A 13,367-nucleotide genomic window follows, 5' to 3' on the forward strand; every position below is an offset into this window, starting at 1 on the left:
AAACTATAACTAAACTTTTCACACAAAAAAAAGAATTCCCGAAGGAATTCTTTTTCAATTGTTAGATTAATAAAATTTTGTATTGTAATGACTTTTAATTATTTTTCTTTTTTTAGGGCTCCAAAGAGAACACCTGCAACGATTGCTCCAATGATAACAAAGATAAGGTAAAGAATTGGAGCGCTTGTCAATGCGATAACAAAGATACCACCGTGTGGAGCCATCAATTTAATACCGAATGCTCCGACAAGACCACCAGCTACAGCAGAACCTACCACGAAGCTTGGAATAGCACGAGCAGGGTCAGCAGCACCAAATGGGATAGCACCTTCTGTGATGAATGAAAGACCCATGATAATGTTTGTCAAACCTGAGTTACGTTCTTCTTCAGTGAATTTGTTTTTGAAAAGAAGAGTTGCAACAAATACTGCAAGTGGCGGAACCATACCACCAGCCATAACTGATGCCATAGCAACTGAACCACCTGATGCTACAGATGCAGCAAGTGTACCTGTACCAAAGACGTAAGCAGCTTTGTTAAATGGTCCACCCATATCGATAGCCATCATTCCACCAAGGATAGCACCTAGAAGAACAGCTGACGCACCTTGAAGACCTCCAAGGAAGTTGTTCAAACCTGTGTTAATTGCAGCCATTGGAATGTTGACGAACAACATTGCAAAACCTGTCAAGAAGACACCAAGTAATGGGTAAAGCAAGATAGATTTAATACCTTCAAGTGAACGTGGAAGGCCAGCACATGCTTTTTTAACAAGGTTTACAAGCCAACCAGCAAGGAAACCACCAACAAGAGCACCAAGGAATCCTGAAGGAGTTCCTTCAAGGTTACCCCATGCGGCACCACTTGAAGCAATCGCACCAGCTACGAAACCAGCTACAAGACCTGGTTTTTCAGCGATTGAGTAAGCAATGTAACCTGCCAAGATTGGAAGCATGAAGCCAAAGGCAGCATTACCAATTGTTTTGAAGTAAGCAGCTGCTTGGTGATATGTACCCAAGTTAGAAAGTTGATCTTTTGGCACACCCAAAATGTTATCAATCAAGAATGCAAGTGCAATCATGATACCACCACCGATAACGAATGGCAACATTTGAGAAACACCACTCATCAAGTGTTTGTAGAAGGCAGCACCAAGGCTAAGTTTTTCACTTGATTCTTTTTCTTCAGTAGAAGAACCCGCTGCAGCTTTGTAAGTGTCAGCTTTACCATCAAGGATAATGTTAATTAATTCTTCAGTTTTCTTGATACCGTCAGCAACTGGACGAGATACCAATTGTTTGCCGTCGAAACGAGCCATTTCAACAGCTTTATCAGCAGCAACGATAACACCTTTAGCGCGAGCAATTTCATCAGTTGTCAATCGGTTACCAACACCTGATGCACCATTTGTTTCAACACGAACTGTTACACCCATTTCTTCACCTTGTTTGATGAGGGCTTCTTCTGCCATGTAAGTGTGTGCAATACCAGTTGTACATGCTGTTACAGCAACGATAAGTGGTTTATCGTCTGAAACTGGAGCAGCTTTGACTTCTTCTTTTGCTTTGTTATCTTCTTCTGCAGCGTTAAATGTTGCAATAACTTCATTAGCAGTAGTTACTTTACGCAATTGATCTGCAAAACCGTCTTTCAAAAGGTATTTTGAAAGTTCAGCAAGGGCTGCCAAGTGAGTATCATTTGCTCCATCTGGTGCAGCGATCATGAAGAATAGGTATGTTGGTTGTCCATCCAAGGCTTCATAGTCAACACCAGCAGTAGATTTAGCAAAAAGGACTGTTGCTTCTTTTACAGCAGCGTTTTTGCTGTGTGGCATAGCGATACCGTCACCTAAACCAGTTGATGTTTGAGCTTCACGGTTCATGATACCTTGTTTAAAAGTATCAAAGTCAGTGACAACTCCGTGTTCAACAAGGCTTGTAATCATTTCATCGATAACAGCTTCTTTTGAAGTTGCTTTCAAATCAAGAATCATGACATCTTTTCTGAGCAAGTCTTGAATTTTCATAGTTTTTCTACCTCTACTTCTTGATATGTTTCTTTAATGAATTCAGCTGTTGCTAAATCATTTGAGAATGTCGTTGCTGTACCACATGCGACACCCCATTTAAGAGCTTCGATTGGGTCACCTGATTTAACGTATTCACCAGTAAATCCGGCAACCATAGAATCTCCAGCACCAACAGAATTTTCAACAGTGCCTTTGATTGGTTTTGCAAAGTAAGCTGCTTCTGGTGTTACTAGCAAAGCACCGTCACCAGCCATTGAAATAATAACGTTTTTAGCACCTTTTGCAAGAATTTCACGGGCGTATTTTTCGATGTCTTCAAGACCGTTCAATTCTACACCAAAGATATCTGCTAATTCGTGATTATTTGGTTTTACTAAAAGTGGTTGATAGTTTAATGAATCTAAAAGTGTTTGACCTTCAAAGTCACAAACTACTTCTGCACCAGCTTTTTTAGCAATTGGAATCAATGTGTTGTAAACTTGATTACCAAGGCTACTTGGAGCTGAACCTGCAAAAACTACAGTATCTTCACTTGAAAGACCAGCAAGAATTGCTTTTAATTCTTCAAGTTTTTCATCTGAAATTTTTGGACCAGCACCATTGATTTCTGTTTCTTCACCAGCTTTGATTTTAACGTTGATACGTGTATCTTCAGAAACTTGAACAAAGTTTGTTTTGATACCTTCTGCAATCAAACCATTTTCAACAAAACGTCCAGTAAATCCACCGATAAATCCAGTTGCTGTATTATCGACATCCAAACGTTGCAAGATACGACTAACATTGATACCTTTACCACCAGCGAATTTGTCATCGCTAGTCATGCGGTTAACGCTACCAAGTTCTAAATGATCCAAACGTACGATAAAATCGATTGATGGATTCAGCGTTACTGTGTAAATCATACTTCAATTACCCTCGTATTTTCTTTTATTTTTTTCATCAGTGCTCCGCTAGATTGATTGGTAATAATTGTAGCATTCTCAATCTTATCGACCTTGGCAAAGGATACCCGACCGATTTTTGATGAATCTGTAACGACGTATAACTTTCTAGCATTTTCAATCACAGTTTTCTTGATAACAGCTTCCTCCATATCTGGTGTCGTTAAAAATTCCTCATCGATACCATTAATACCTAAAAAAGCTTTATCAAAATTTAACTGCTTAATTTGCTCATAAGCCACAGTTCCAATGCTAGCATCTGTTGATTTCTTAACATGCCCACCAATAATAATGGTCTGAATGTTTTTATCAACCAACTTAGCCGCATGGTGAATTGAATTGGTTACAACAGTCAAATTATCTTGACTTAAATAGCCTAATAACAATTCATTAGTTGTTCCTGCATCTACAAATACAACATCATCATTTGAAATCAAGGATGCCGCTTTTTTAGCTACCAGCATTTTTTCTTGAATGTTTTTGATAGATTTTTGTTGATTGGTAAATTCCTCTTGGAGAGAGTGAGGAAGTTCTGCTCCGCCATGTACGCGGTGAAGTTTTCGCTCACTTTCAAGCTCGTCTAAATCCCTTCGAACAGTGGATTCAGAGGTATCTAGTAGGCTCACTAAATCATCTAGCCGAACAAACTTATCATGGGAAAGTTTTTCCATGATTAACTGCTTTCGCTTAGACTTTAGAATCCTCGCCACCTCCTTTGAAATCGTTTACAGTTAGAATTATACTATATTTACAATCAATGTCAAGCACCTTCTCTCAAATTCTATCATTTTTCTGTTAGACCGTCAATTTTCTGAAAATACCCCTGATAATTTCAGAAAAAAGTCTTGTAAGAATCATTCTTACAAGACTTTCTTTTTTTATTCATTGATTAATGATGTCGAGTGAACAACACGATTATCACGGTCAGGGAAGATATACTTAATAGCTTGGTTAATTGCTGTTGGTGCTTCACCAAAACCAGTCGCAATCAAATCAACCTTACCTTCATAATCAGCCGCATCACCAATTGCGTAAACACCTTCTTGACTAGTTTCAAATAATGGTGAAACCGCAATGCTTGAACGTTTGTAATCCACATTCCAATTTTTAAGGTTTTTATTTGATGTTGAAAATCCAAAACTTACAATCAAAGCGTCAAGTGGCAATTCAACAGTTTCATCAGATTTCACTTTTTGAACTGTCAAACTTTTAACAAATTGACCATCACCAGAAAGTTCAAATGGCACATAAGGTGTCAAAATGTTTACGTTTGACTCTTTCAAAACTTCTACACTATGTTCATGAGCACGAAAAGCATCACGACGGTGCACAATAGTTACACTTTTAGCCAAGCCATCTAAGTGATTCGCCCAGTCAACAGCAGAATCACCACCACCACAAATAACCACATCTTTACCAGCAAATTGGTCAAGTTTGTGAACGTTGTAGAAAAGGTTGTTGTCATCGTAAGCTTCTTCACCTTCCAAACCAAGTGTACGAGGGGCAAAAGCACCATTACCACATGCAATCACGATAGCATGTGAAAAATGTTGACCTTTATTTGTTTCGATAGTAAAAATATCACCATCTTTTTCAAATGTTTTGACTTCTTCTTTAAGGCAAATAGCTGTGCTATCTTTAAAACGATCTAATTGCTTGATCAAATTTTCAGTCAAATCAGCTGCTGTAATTCCAGGAAAACCAGCAACGTCATAAATCATTTTTTCTGGATAAAGAACTGCAGGTTGTCCACCAAGTTCAGATAAACTTTCAATGATTTTCACCGAAACGCCGCGCAAACCAGCGTAAAAGGCTGCAAACAAACCAACAGGTCCACCACCAATGATAGTAATATCATAGATTTCACGATTTTCTGACACTTATATTTCCAACTCCTTGTATATTTCTTCGATAATCGACGATTTATAGGCAATGTATTTATCAATATCTTTAGAAAATAGCTTCGCTGCTTTTTCTTTTACCTCGCCATAAGACAAAATAGCCTCAGGATGACTACGTAAATAATCACGAAAAGCAAGATGACGCTTCAGTTCAGGTGAATTTTCAGGACAAACATAAAGATGATGAACTTGAAGATGCTCTTTGCCTGAGTAAGCAAAAGCTTCTCTACCTTCGATCCCCAAATTTCCCTCATGAACATAACCAATCGCTGCTAATTTTTGAATCACCTCAGACAAATCTGTGTCTATAGCAATCACCAAATCGATGTCAATAATTGGCTTTGCCGAAAGTCCTTGAACAGAAGTACTTCCCACATGTTCTATTTTAAGAATTAAGTCACCTAGAGCAGTTTTAAGCTCTTTGGCAATCTTCTCAAAATCATCTTTCCAACTTTCCTGATAAGACAGAAGAAGGACTTCCTTCGTTCGCATAAAACCTCCCCAAAAATAAAGAGACATACAGCCTGCATGTCCTCTATTATATCACATATTCTATTCTTGCGCGTCTCTCTCTTTGAGAATCTTGCGGAAAATAGCCTCTTCTTCTTTTGTAAGAGCATGATCTTCCAACAAATCCGGTCGACGCTCTAAAGTCTTACGAAGACTTTGTTCAATTCGCCATTTGCGAATATTTTCATGGTGACCACTCATCAAAACATCAGGAACTTTCATACCTCTGAAGTCATAGGGACGAGTGTATTGTGGGAACTCGAGCAAACCAGATGAGAACGAATCATCTTGGTGACTCGCTTCTTTTCCAAGAACATTTGGAATTAGGCGAACCGTTGCATCCACAATCGTCATCGCAGCCAATTCACCACCCGTTAAAACAAAATCCCCGAGTGAGATTTCATCCGTTACCAAAGTCTTGATACGTTCATCATAACCTTCATAGTGGCCACAGATAAAAATCAACTCATCTTCCTGTGCCAATTCTTCAGCATAGCTTTGATCAAAAGTGCGACCCGCTGGATCCAAAAGAATAACACGAGGTTTCTTCGCATCGATTTTATCAATCGTGTCAAAAATAGGCTGTGCACGAAGCAACATTCCCTGTCCACCACCGTATGGTTCATCATCAACATGACGAGCTTTTTCGGCATTATCACGGAAATTATGATAGTTAATGTCAAGCAACCCTTTTTCCTTGGCTTTCCCGACAATAGAGTATTCTAAAGGCGCAAACATTTCAGGAAAGAGCGTTAAGATATCAATCTTCATCGTCAAGTCCTTCCAAAATATCCACATCTACACGATTGGCAGCAACATCGACATTTAAAACAACTGATGGAATGTATGGTAATAGCAAGTCGCGTTTACCTTTACGTTTAACCACCCAAACATCATTTGCGCCAGGTTGAAGAATTTCTTTGACTTGTCCGACTAAAATGTCATTTTCATAAACATCAAGCCCGATAATTTCATGATAGTAAAATTCACCGTCTTCAAGCTCTGACAAGTTTTTTTCAGCCACTTTCAAAGTGCAACCTTTGTATTTTTCAATATCATTGATATGATACATGCCTTTGAACTTAATAATATCAAAATTCTTTTGCTTACGGTGACTAGCAATCTCAACATCAATCAAGAAATTGTCTTTATCATCAAAAACAGCTAATTTTGAACCTTTTTTAAAACGTTCTTCAACAAAATCAGTTACTGACAACACACGCATCTCACCTTGAAGACCTTGTGTATTGACGATTTTTCCAACATTATAGTAATTCATTTCAACTCCACATAACTTAGTCTTTATCATTTTACCATAAAAATAGTAAAGAAAAAACCAGCTGCCACTCTGCAACTGGTCAAGATAGTCCGTACGGGATTCGAACCCGTGTTACCGCCGTGAAAAGGCGGTGTCTTAACCCCTTGACCAACGGACCATATCAACAAAACCTTTGAGGTTTACTGGGGTAGCTGGATTCGAACCAACGCATGAGGGAGTCAAAGTCCCTTGCCTTACCGCTTGGCTATACCCCATAAACAACATAATCTATTCTATCGCAATCAACTTTATTTGTCAACCCTTTTTTGAAGTTTTTTCAAAAAGTTTTTTAAACTGCGATAATCTGACTTGCACAACAGCTCTCAAAAGTTATCTCTCAAATCAAGACAAGATGTATTCTATCATAATTGAGGCACTTTGGCAATACTTTTTTGAAACTTTTTTCAATTTTTTCAGGATACTTGACATTTGCAAAAAGAAAAAGAGTAGCATAACACTACTCTTCTCCTTTTTCATCAATAACGAGTCTTACTTTTTTACCTTGAGTTGGTACCGAATAGACAATCGATCTTATCGCTGTAATGGTACGACCTTTTTTACCGATAACACGACCGATGTCCTGTGCATCCAAATCCAGATGATATTCTAAAAACTCAGGTGTATCTTCAATTTTAATGGTAAGATTATCTGGTTGTGAAATCAAAGGTTTCACAATAGCGATAATAAGATTTTCAATGGTATCCATAGGCTTTTGTTACTCTATTATTTTGAGAATTTTGAATCGTGGAATTTTTTCATAACGCCTTGTTTAGAAAGGATGTTACGAACTGTATCTGAAGGTTGAGCACCTTTAGACAACCATTCAAGAACACGTTCTTCTTTAAGTGATACTTGGTTTTCTTCGATAAGTGGGTTGTAAGTACCAACTGTTTCGATGAAACGACCGTCACGTGGAGCACGTGAATCAGCTACGTTGATACGGTAGAAAGGTTTTTTCTTAGAACCCATACGAGTTAAACGGATTTTTACTGCCATTAGTATAAAGTCTCTTTTCTATTTTTTTGTTTAGGTTAATAGCTCTGCTACTAACTCACTTAATTTATTATATCATAAAAAGATAAGGTGTCAAGAAAAAAACTTGACACCTTTTAAAAATTTTTTCAAATTGTTAAACAATATAAGCATTGTAGATTATTTAGTTTACAATTCATATTACTTATAACCAAGAACTTTTGCTGAAACTTCAGTAATTATTTCATCAGAAATATCGCTTACAGATAGTGAATATGCTTTATTAAGTCTCGGATTGAAAATTCCGAGATTCTGAATATTGTTAAACTCCAGATAATTAGAATGCTTTCCCATTATATAATAAATCAATATTTGAAGTGTCTGGTCTTTATTTGGCTCTTTCTTTGATACTTTAAAATCCCAAAGAGTATCAGCAGTCAAATAGTCACCATCACCTATAGTAACAACATCAGTATAAGCTCCCTCAAAAGTAAAACCATCTTTAGTAATTGGTCCATAATTTTCAATAAATACAAGTGTTCTTAGGACCGTTGTACGTACATTCTCAATAGTCTCATCAGTTAGAACAGGACTTTTTTCTTTTTGCATACTCCTATAAAATGATGACATTTGTGCACGATAATATACATCAAATTCAACAAGTTTATGGGCACAACATATTGATTCATCATCTAAACCTTTAACGTGCTTTAAAAACGCCTTTGCCAATTCATACTCAGAAATATTTTTAGCTCCTTGCAAAGAAACTTTAGATGCATCCTCTTAACGGTGCTCCATTCATAAATTGAGTAAGATAATCAACCAACAATCAAACAAGAATAGGATGTATGTTCTCTTAATCATTTAACACTGTCTCATCATCAAATTGTTGGACATGAAATGCTGTCTTGGGTCGGATATATCCTCCCTAAGGTTGTTTCACTTGTTTTATACGTTGTGTTACTGAAACCATTTTTCTCCTCAATATAGTAATATAAAATTATTCAGATAGTAATATATTACCAACTAAATCTCAATCACTCCATAATGGAATTTTTGATTTTTTCTTATAAGATGTTCAAAGCCATATTTTTCAAAGACATCATCTCTAAAATGAGCTTTAATGATAATCTTCTTTCTAGCCACACGCTTAGTTTCTTGCAAAAGCTCTTCTGAAAAAGCTGTGACATTAGCATACTGACGTAAGCCATCCAGATTCTTCGATTCCTCAATTCTCTCAGAAAACATCGGATCACAATAAACAATATCAAAAGAATCATTCGGTAGTTTTTTCAAGTACGCCAGACTCTCAGCACAAATAGTCTTGATTGAACGCATTGCTTGGTTTAGTGACTCAGAGTTACTTTGATAGTTTTTTAAACCTTCTGAAACAATAAAATGGATTAAAGAATTGCTTTCTATTGCAGTCACATCATGTCCAGCATGGGACATAACAATACTATCACTTGCTAATCCCATTGTCGTGTCAAGAACCTTCAAAGAGTCCGTACCAAGTAAATCAACCAATGCATCGTGTGAACTTTTTATTCGTAGCATAGCCGTATCTGGATGAAAAGAAAGCTCACTACCATCTTGATTTAATAAGCGCAGCTTATTTTCATAAACCAAAAGGACACCCTCGCGACCCTGCAACAGCTTTTTTGCTGATTGTTTATTTCGCTCAATCACTGGAAGATTAAGCTTTTCACCGATTGTTTTTGCTTCAGCAAGCAATTTAGCATTTTCTCTCAAACTAGTTGTAATTACAATTGACATAACCACATTATACCAAAATCACAAAAAACTTTTGATGAATCGTCCACCATATATCCAAAAATAACTAAAAGCAACAATCGAAATCGGCTTGCAAATTAAGATAATGTATAAGAATCGTTTAAAGGACATTCTTGATAAGCCGGTTACCATAACCAAAATATCTGCTGGTGATATAGGAGAAGCCATATTCAAAGCAAATACAGTTTCATATGTTGATGATGCCAATTTTTGCTCATAATGCTTAAATGATTTCTCATCTACAAATAATAAAATAAACGGTTTACCATATCGCCTCGTAAGCAAAAATAGAATGATGCTACCAATCACAATTCCAACATAATTCAGAATAAATCCCAGAATTGGTCCAAATGCCATAAAACCAACAACCGTTGTCACACCACCTGGAATAATCGGGATAACAACTTGAATAATTTGTAATAGTAGAAATCCAATGCTACCTAGAATCAAATGGCCTTTAAGCGCTCTTGTTAAAGCATCAGGGTTATTTAAAATATCCATGTTCTTAAATAGATAGACTAAAAATAAAACAGTCAAAGCAATTGAAAAAATTCCCAAAAATTTAACCAACTTCTTCAAAGTATCATACATCATATCACCCTTTATCACGTCTATTACTTAAATTTATTATACAAGGGTTATTCTTTTTTAACAAGAAATTATGTAACTCCTTTCATTATTCATAACGAAGGGCTTCAATTGGATTTAGTTTACTTGCTTTGTTAGCCGGTAATAGCCCAAATACAATACCGATAAAGGCTGAAAAGATAAGGCTACCTAGTGCAATATTTAGAGAAATAGATGGTTTAACATTTGGAATAGCATTTCCAAGCAAGGCTGTCACTCCAGACGCTAAGGCAAGCCCAATCAATCCACCTAAAATTGTTAAGACCATTGATTCAATCAAAAATTGAGTCAAAATTTTCTGGCGCGTAGCACCGAGAGCTTTACGTAAACCAATCTCACGTGTTCTCTCAGTTACAGATACTAACATGATATTCATGACACCAATACCACCAACAAGCAATGAAATACCTGCAATAGCACCGATAACCGTTGTCATCATGCCATAAGCTGATTTCACCTGAGAAAGTACTTGCGTCATGTCATAAATTGTAAATCGACCAGTTCTAACACCAGAAATCTGTGTCATCAAACGAGCAGCTTCTTTTCCGACTTTAGACGATTCTTTAACATCGCTGACATGAACAAATGCTCCCTGAACCTCGTCAATGTTGAACTCTGCAGCTAACTGAGTATTTGTCATAACAGCATTTCCGCCTGATTGCATGCCATACTGTGCCGAACCAGCATCTGGATCTTTATAAACGCCAACAACTAGATAGGTTTTTGAACCGATAGAAACTTGCTGATTAAGCGCAGCATCATTGCTGCCGAAAAGTTTAACAGCTAATTTTGTATCCAACATAACAATACGAGAAAAACGGTCATAATCTCCCTTTTCAAAACTTCGTCCTGCTAGTACTTTGAATTTTTTAACCGCAAAATAAGTCTTGTTTACCCCTGTTATATTAACATTTTTAGATTTTTTCTGATTTTCCTCAACTGTTGATGTTGTCCCATTTGTTAAATAGTAATTCGTAACACCCGGAAGCTCGCTTGTGATTTTTTGCAACCACTCTTCCTTAATTTGTGGTCCTTTGTCAGACGCTGTAGGGTCTTCATCATCAAAAATATCAATATCATCTGACTTCTTAGTTGTGTAATAAATTTGAATATTTTGATTGTCAGAAGCAAACATATTAGTGACTTGATTTGTCATTCCTTCACCCAATGCCATAATGACAACCACTGAAGCCACACCGATAATGATTCCTAAAGTTGTTAAAAACGAACGCATCTTGTGCCCCATGATTGAACTTAGGGCGAATTTCCAATTTTCCATCATAATCCTCCCTTAATCAATTCGAACACTTTCTGTGATATCTCTTGTAATATCACCATCACGAATAATAATTTTTCGTGTTGCAAAATCAGCCACCTCAGGCTCGTGCGTTACCATAACAATCGTTTTTCCTTCACGATTTAACTCCGTCAATAAGTCCATGATTTGAATACTTGTCTTAGTATCAAGGGCACCTGTTGGCTCATCAGCAAGAATAATTGAAGGATTATTGACCAAAGCACGCGCAATAGCGACACGTTGCTTTTGTCCACCAGACAACTCAGACGGCAAATGCTTCATTCGTTCGCTCAACTCAACTTTTTCTAAAAATTGTTTTGCTAATTGACGACGCTTTGAAGCACCGACACCAGCGTAAATGAGTGGAAGTTCAACATTTTGTAAAGCTGATAGTTTAGAAAGAAGGAAGAATTGTTGGAAGACAAATCCAATTTCTTCGTTTCTAACTCTGGCTAGTTCTTTTTCTTTGAGTTCTTCGATCTGTTTGCCATTCAAGCTATAATCACCAGATGTTGGTCTATCCAAGAGACCGATAATGTTCATCAAGGTTGATTTACCTGAACCAGATGGTCCCATAATGGCAAGAAATTCACCTTCATAAACTGTCAAATCAATTCCTTTTAAAACATTGAGTTCTTGATCGCCATTCTGGTAAGATTTTATAATATTATTTAATTGAATTAGTGGTTTTTTCTCATCTGTCACTACTGTCACCTCTTATTCTTCTTTAGCAGTGGCATCTTCTTTAGTTACATGTTCAACTTTTTTACCATTTTTTAGAGCTTTATCAGGATTTGAAATAACAGATTGACCTACTTCTACTCCACTTAAAATTTCTTGTTGTGAAGCATCAGCATTTCCAAGAGCTACTTCTACTTTGCTTACTTTTTTAGAATCTTTGTCATAAATCCAGACAAACTTTTTATCTCCCTCAGTAGAGACAGCGTCAACTGGGACAAGTTTATTTTTGTTTTCATTAACAACTTCTACTGAAACTGTAAATCCTTGTTGGAGGTTAGTGGTGTCACCTGTCAAATCAATTTTGTAATCATATGAAGCTGAACTATTTGATGAATTGCTTGATTCAGAAGTTGCTGCATCAGCAGTTTGATTTGGGTAATTTGAAATGTATGAAATTGTACCAGTCCATTCTTGATCAGGATAAACTTTTGACTTAATCTTAACGTTTTGACCAGTCTTAATGTTTGCCAAATCGTATTCTGTCAATGTTCCTTTTACCTGAAGTTGACCTTCTGTTGCCACGTGAACAAGCGTTTGACTATTTTTAGATGATGGGTCAATATCATTATTAACTTCAACAACTGTACCAGAAACATCACTTGTAATAATTGTTTCATTTAGTACTTGTTGAGCTTTATTTACCTCAGCTTGAGCATCCGCATAGGAATCATTCAAATCTTGTAATTGCTGATTGTACTCAGCAGTTTGTTGAGCTGTTGGCTGAGAAGTAACTGTTGTTTCCTCACCAGTTTCTTCATCAGTACTAGTTGATGTTGTTGGCAGATTACCGTATTTTTTCAAATAGTCAATTTGGCGTCCAACTTTATTAAGTCCACGAACAGCTGTATCGTAAGCTGCTTGTGCCGCAGTTGAGTCATATTGAACAAGTTGTTGACCTGTTGTGATTTGGTCTCCGACGGCTACAGTTGGTCTAGCTGAAGTACCTTTGCTACTATCAAAATACACATATTGCTCCTGAGAAGCTTTCACTTTCCCAGTTAGTAAAGTAGATGATGAAATTGTACCTTCTGTTACATTGACAGTGTTGTAAGATACTTCACTTTTTACTGATGATTTGGACTGTTGCCACATCATCAAACCCCCACCAGCAACCACAAAAATTGCTACTGCTGCTCCAATTGTAATCTTAGTCTTTTTTGACATACTTGACTTGCTTCTTCTAGACATTTTCTTCCTCGTTTTCTTTGTTGTATAATTGTATCACTAAGATAG

15 protein-coding genes and 2 tRNA genes are annotated in these 13,367 nt (G+C 36.8%); all 17 read right to left on the minus strand.

Annotated elements, in window-relative coordinates; translation table 11 throughout:
* Positions 1 to 98: 98 nt before the first annotated feature.
* Entirely contained in the window at positions 99 to 2,027 is a 1,929-nt protein-coding gene (locus DQN23_RS05270) for a PTS fructose transporter subunit IIABC (RefSeq protein ID WP_111712867.1), read from the minus strand.
* Positions 2,024 to 2,935, minus strand: a complete 912-nt coding sequence (gene pfkB, locus DQN23_RS05275; RefSeq protein ID WP_111712868.1) for a 1-phosphofructokinase — start codon at positions 2,933 to 2,935, stop codon at positions 2,024 to 2,026. Before pfkB ends, DQN23_RS05270 begins: the two co-directional genes overlap by 4 nt.
* Positions 2,932 to 3,684, minus strand: coding sequence for a DeoR/GlpR family DNA-binding transcription regulator (locus tag DQN23_RS05280; RefSeq protein WP_325051263.1), 753 nt, complete (start codon positions 3,682 to 3,684; stop codon positions 2,932 to 2,934). Before DQN23_RS05280 ends, pfkB begins: the two co-directional genes overlap by 4 nt.
* Positions 3,685 to 3,852: 168 nt before the next feature.
* Positions 3,853 to 4,854, minus strand: a complete 1,002-nt coding sequence (locus tag DQN23_RS05285) for an NAD(P)/FAD-dependent oxidoreductase (RefSeq protein ID WP_020916947.1) — start codon at positions 4,852 to 4,854, stop codon at positions 3,853 to 3,855.
* Positions 4,855 to 5,367: a GrpB family protein gene (locus DQN23_RS05290; protein WP_111712870.1), complete on the minus strand. Its 513-nt coding sequence runs from the start codon at positions 5,365 to 5,367 to the stop codon at positions 4,855 to 4,857.
* A 60-nt stretch (positions 5,368 to 5,427) separates the two neighbouring features.
* Entirely contained in the window at positions 5,428 to 6,156 is a 729-nt protein-coding gene (trmD, locus tag DQN23_RS05295; protein ID WP_020916949.1) for a tRNA (guanosine(37)-N1)-methyltransferase TrmD, read from the minus strand.
* Positions 6,146 to 6,664 carry a ribosome maturation factor RimM gene (gene rimM / locus DQN23_RS05300; RefSeq protein WP_043895258.1) on the minus strand — a complete coding sequence of 173 codons (519 nt, stop codon included), beginning with the start codon at positions 6,662 to 6,664 and terminating at the stop codon, positions 6,146 to 6,148. Before rimM ends, trmD begins: the two co-directional genes overlap by 11 nt.
* Before the next feature lie 85 nt (positions 6,665 to 6,749).
* A tRNA-Glu gene (locus tag DQN23_RS05305) sits at positions 6,750 to 6,821 on the minus strand.
* Positions 6,822 to 6,846: 25 nt separating this feature from the next.
* Positions 6,847 to 6,918: transfer RNA gene (locus DQN23_RS05310), tRNA-Gln, on the minus strand.
* 242 nt (positions 6,919 to 7,160) lie between these two features.
* Positions 7,161 to 7,409, minus strand: a complete 249-nt coding sequence (locus DQN23_RS05315) for a KH domain-containing protein (protein WP_003065320.1) — start codon at positions 7,407 to 7,409, stop codon at positions 7,161 to 7,163.
* A 17-nt stretch (positions 7,410 to 7,426) separates the two neighbouring features.
* A complete protein-coding gene (rpsP, locus tag DQN23_RS05320) occupies positions 7,427 to 7,699 on the minus strand; it encodes a 30S ribosomal protein S16 (RefSeq protein WP_020916951.1) in 273 nt (90 codons plus the stop codon).
* 177 nt (positions 7,700 to 7,876) lie between these two features.
* Complete coding sequence (locus DQN23_RS05325; RefSeq protein ID WP_325051264.1) at positions 7,877 to 8,437, minus strand: hypothetical protein; 561 nt, start codon at positions 8,435 to 8,437, stop codon at positions 7,877 to 7,879.
* A 264-nt stretch (positions 8,438 to 8,701) separates the two neighbouring features.
* A complete protein-coding gene (locus DQN23_RS05330) occupies positions 8,702 to 9,451 on the minus strand; it encodes a class I SAM-dependent methyltransferase (RefSeq protein WP_020916953.1) in 750 nt (249 codons plus the stop codon).
* An 18-nt stretch (positions 9,452 to 9,469) separates the two neighbouring features.
* Positions 9,470 to 10,060 (minus strand): TVP38/TMEM64 family protein, encoded by a 591-nt coding sequence (locus DQN23_RS05335; RefSeq protein ID WP_043895064.1) that lies wholly within the window; start codon positions 10,058 to 10,060, stop codon positions 9,470 to 9,472.
* A gap of 85 nt (positions 10,061 to 10,145) precedes the next feature.
* Entirely contained in the window at positions 10,146 to 11,375 is a 1,230-nt protein-coding gene (locus tag DQN23_RS05340; RefSeq protein WP_111712871.1) for an ABC transporter permease, read from the minus strand.
* A 12-nt stretch (positions 11,376 to 11,387) separates the two neighbouring features.
* Positions 11,388 to 12,098, minus strand: a complete 711-nt coding sequence (locus DQN23_RS05345; protein ID WP_111712872.1) for an ABC transporter ATP-binding protein — start codon at positions 12,096 to 12,098, stop codon at positions 11,388 to 11,390.
* Positions 12,099 to 12,110: 12 nt separating this feature from the next.
* The gene (locus DQN23_RS05350; protein ID WP_111698876.1) at positions 12,111 to 13,322 is read right to left on the minus strand and encodes an efflux RND transporter periplasmic adaptor subunit; all 1,212 of its coding nucleotides are present in this window, start codon (positions 13,320 to 13,322) and stop codon (positions 12,111 to 12,113) included.
* Positions 13,323 to 13,367: the final 45 nt, after the last annotated feature.

This window comes from Streptococcus lutetiensis (genome assembly GCF_900475675.1).
GTDB classification, from domain to species: domain Bacteria; phylum Bacillota; class Bacilli; order Lactobacillales; family Streptococcaceae; genus Streptococcus; species Streptococcus lutetiensis.

Bases quoted from the DNA above. Each gene is read 5' to 3' on its own strand.
- DQN23_RS05270 (WP_111712867.1), bottom strand. From the start codon at position 2,027: ATGAAAATTCAAGACTTGCTCAGAAAAGATGTCATGATTCTTGATTTG.
- pfkB (WP_111712868.1), bottom strand. From the start codon at position 2,935: ATGATTTACACAGTAACGCTGAATCCATCAATCGATTTTATCGTACGT.
- DQN23_RS05290 (WP_111712870.1), bottom strand. From the start codon at position 5,367: ATGCGAACGAAGGAAGTCCTTCTTCTGTCTTATCAGGAAAGTTGGAAA.
- trmD (WP_020916949.1), bottom strand. From the start codon at position 6,156: ATGAAGATTGATATCTTAACGCTCTTTCCTGAAATGTTTGCGCCTTTA.
- rimM (WP_043895258.1), bottom strand. From the start codon at position 6,664: ATGAATTACTATAATGTTGGAAAAATCGTCAATACACAAGGTCTTCAA.
- DQN23_RS05315 (WP_003065320.1), bottom strand. From the start codon at position 7,409: ATGGATACCATTGAAAATCTTATTATCGCTATTGTGAAACCTTTGATT.
- rpsP (WP_020916951.1), bottom strand. From the start codon at position 7,699: ATGGCAGTAAAAATCCGTTTAACTCGTATGGGTTCTAAGAAAAAACCT.
- DQN23_RS05330 (WP_020916953.1), bottom strand. From the start codon at position 9,451: ATGTCAATTGTAATTACAACTAGTTTGAGAGAAAATGCTAAATTGCTT.
- DQN23_RS05335 (WP_043895064.1), bottom strand. From the start codon at position 10,060: ATGTATGATACTTTGAAGAAGTTGGTTAAATTTTTGGGAATTTTTTCA.
- DQN23_RS05340 (WP_111712871.1), bottom strand. From the start codon at position 11,375: ATGGAAAATTGGAAATTCGCCCTAAGTTCAATCATGGGGCACAAGATG.
- DQN23_RS05350 (WP_111698876.1), bottom strand. From the start codon at position 13,322: ATGTCTAGAAGAAGCAAGTCAAGTATGTCAAAAAAGACTAAGATTACA.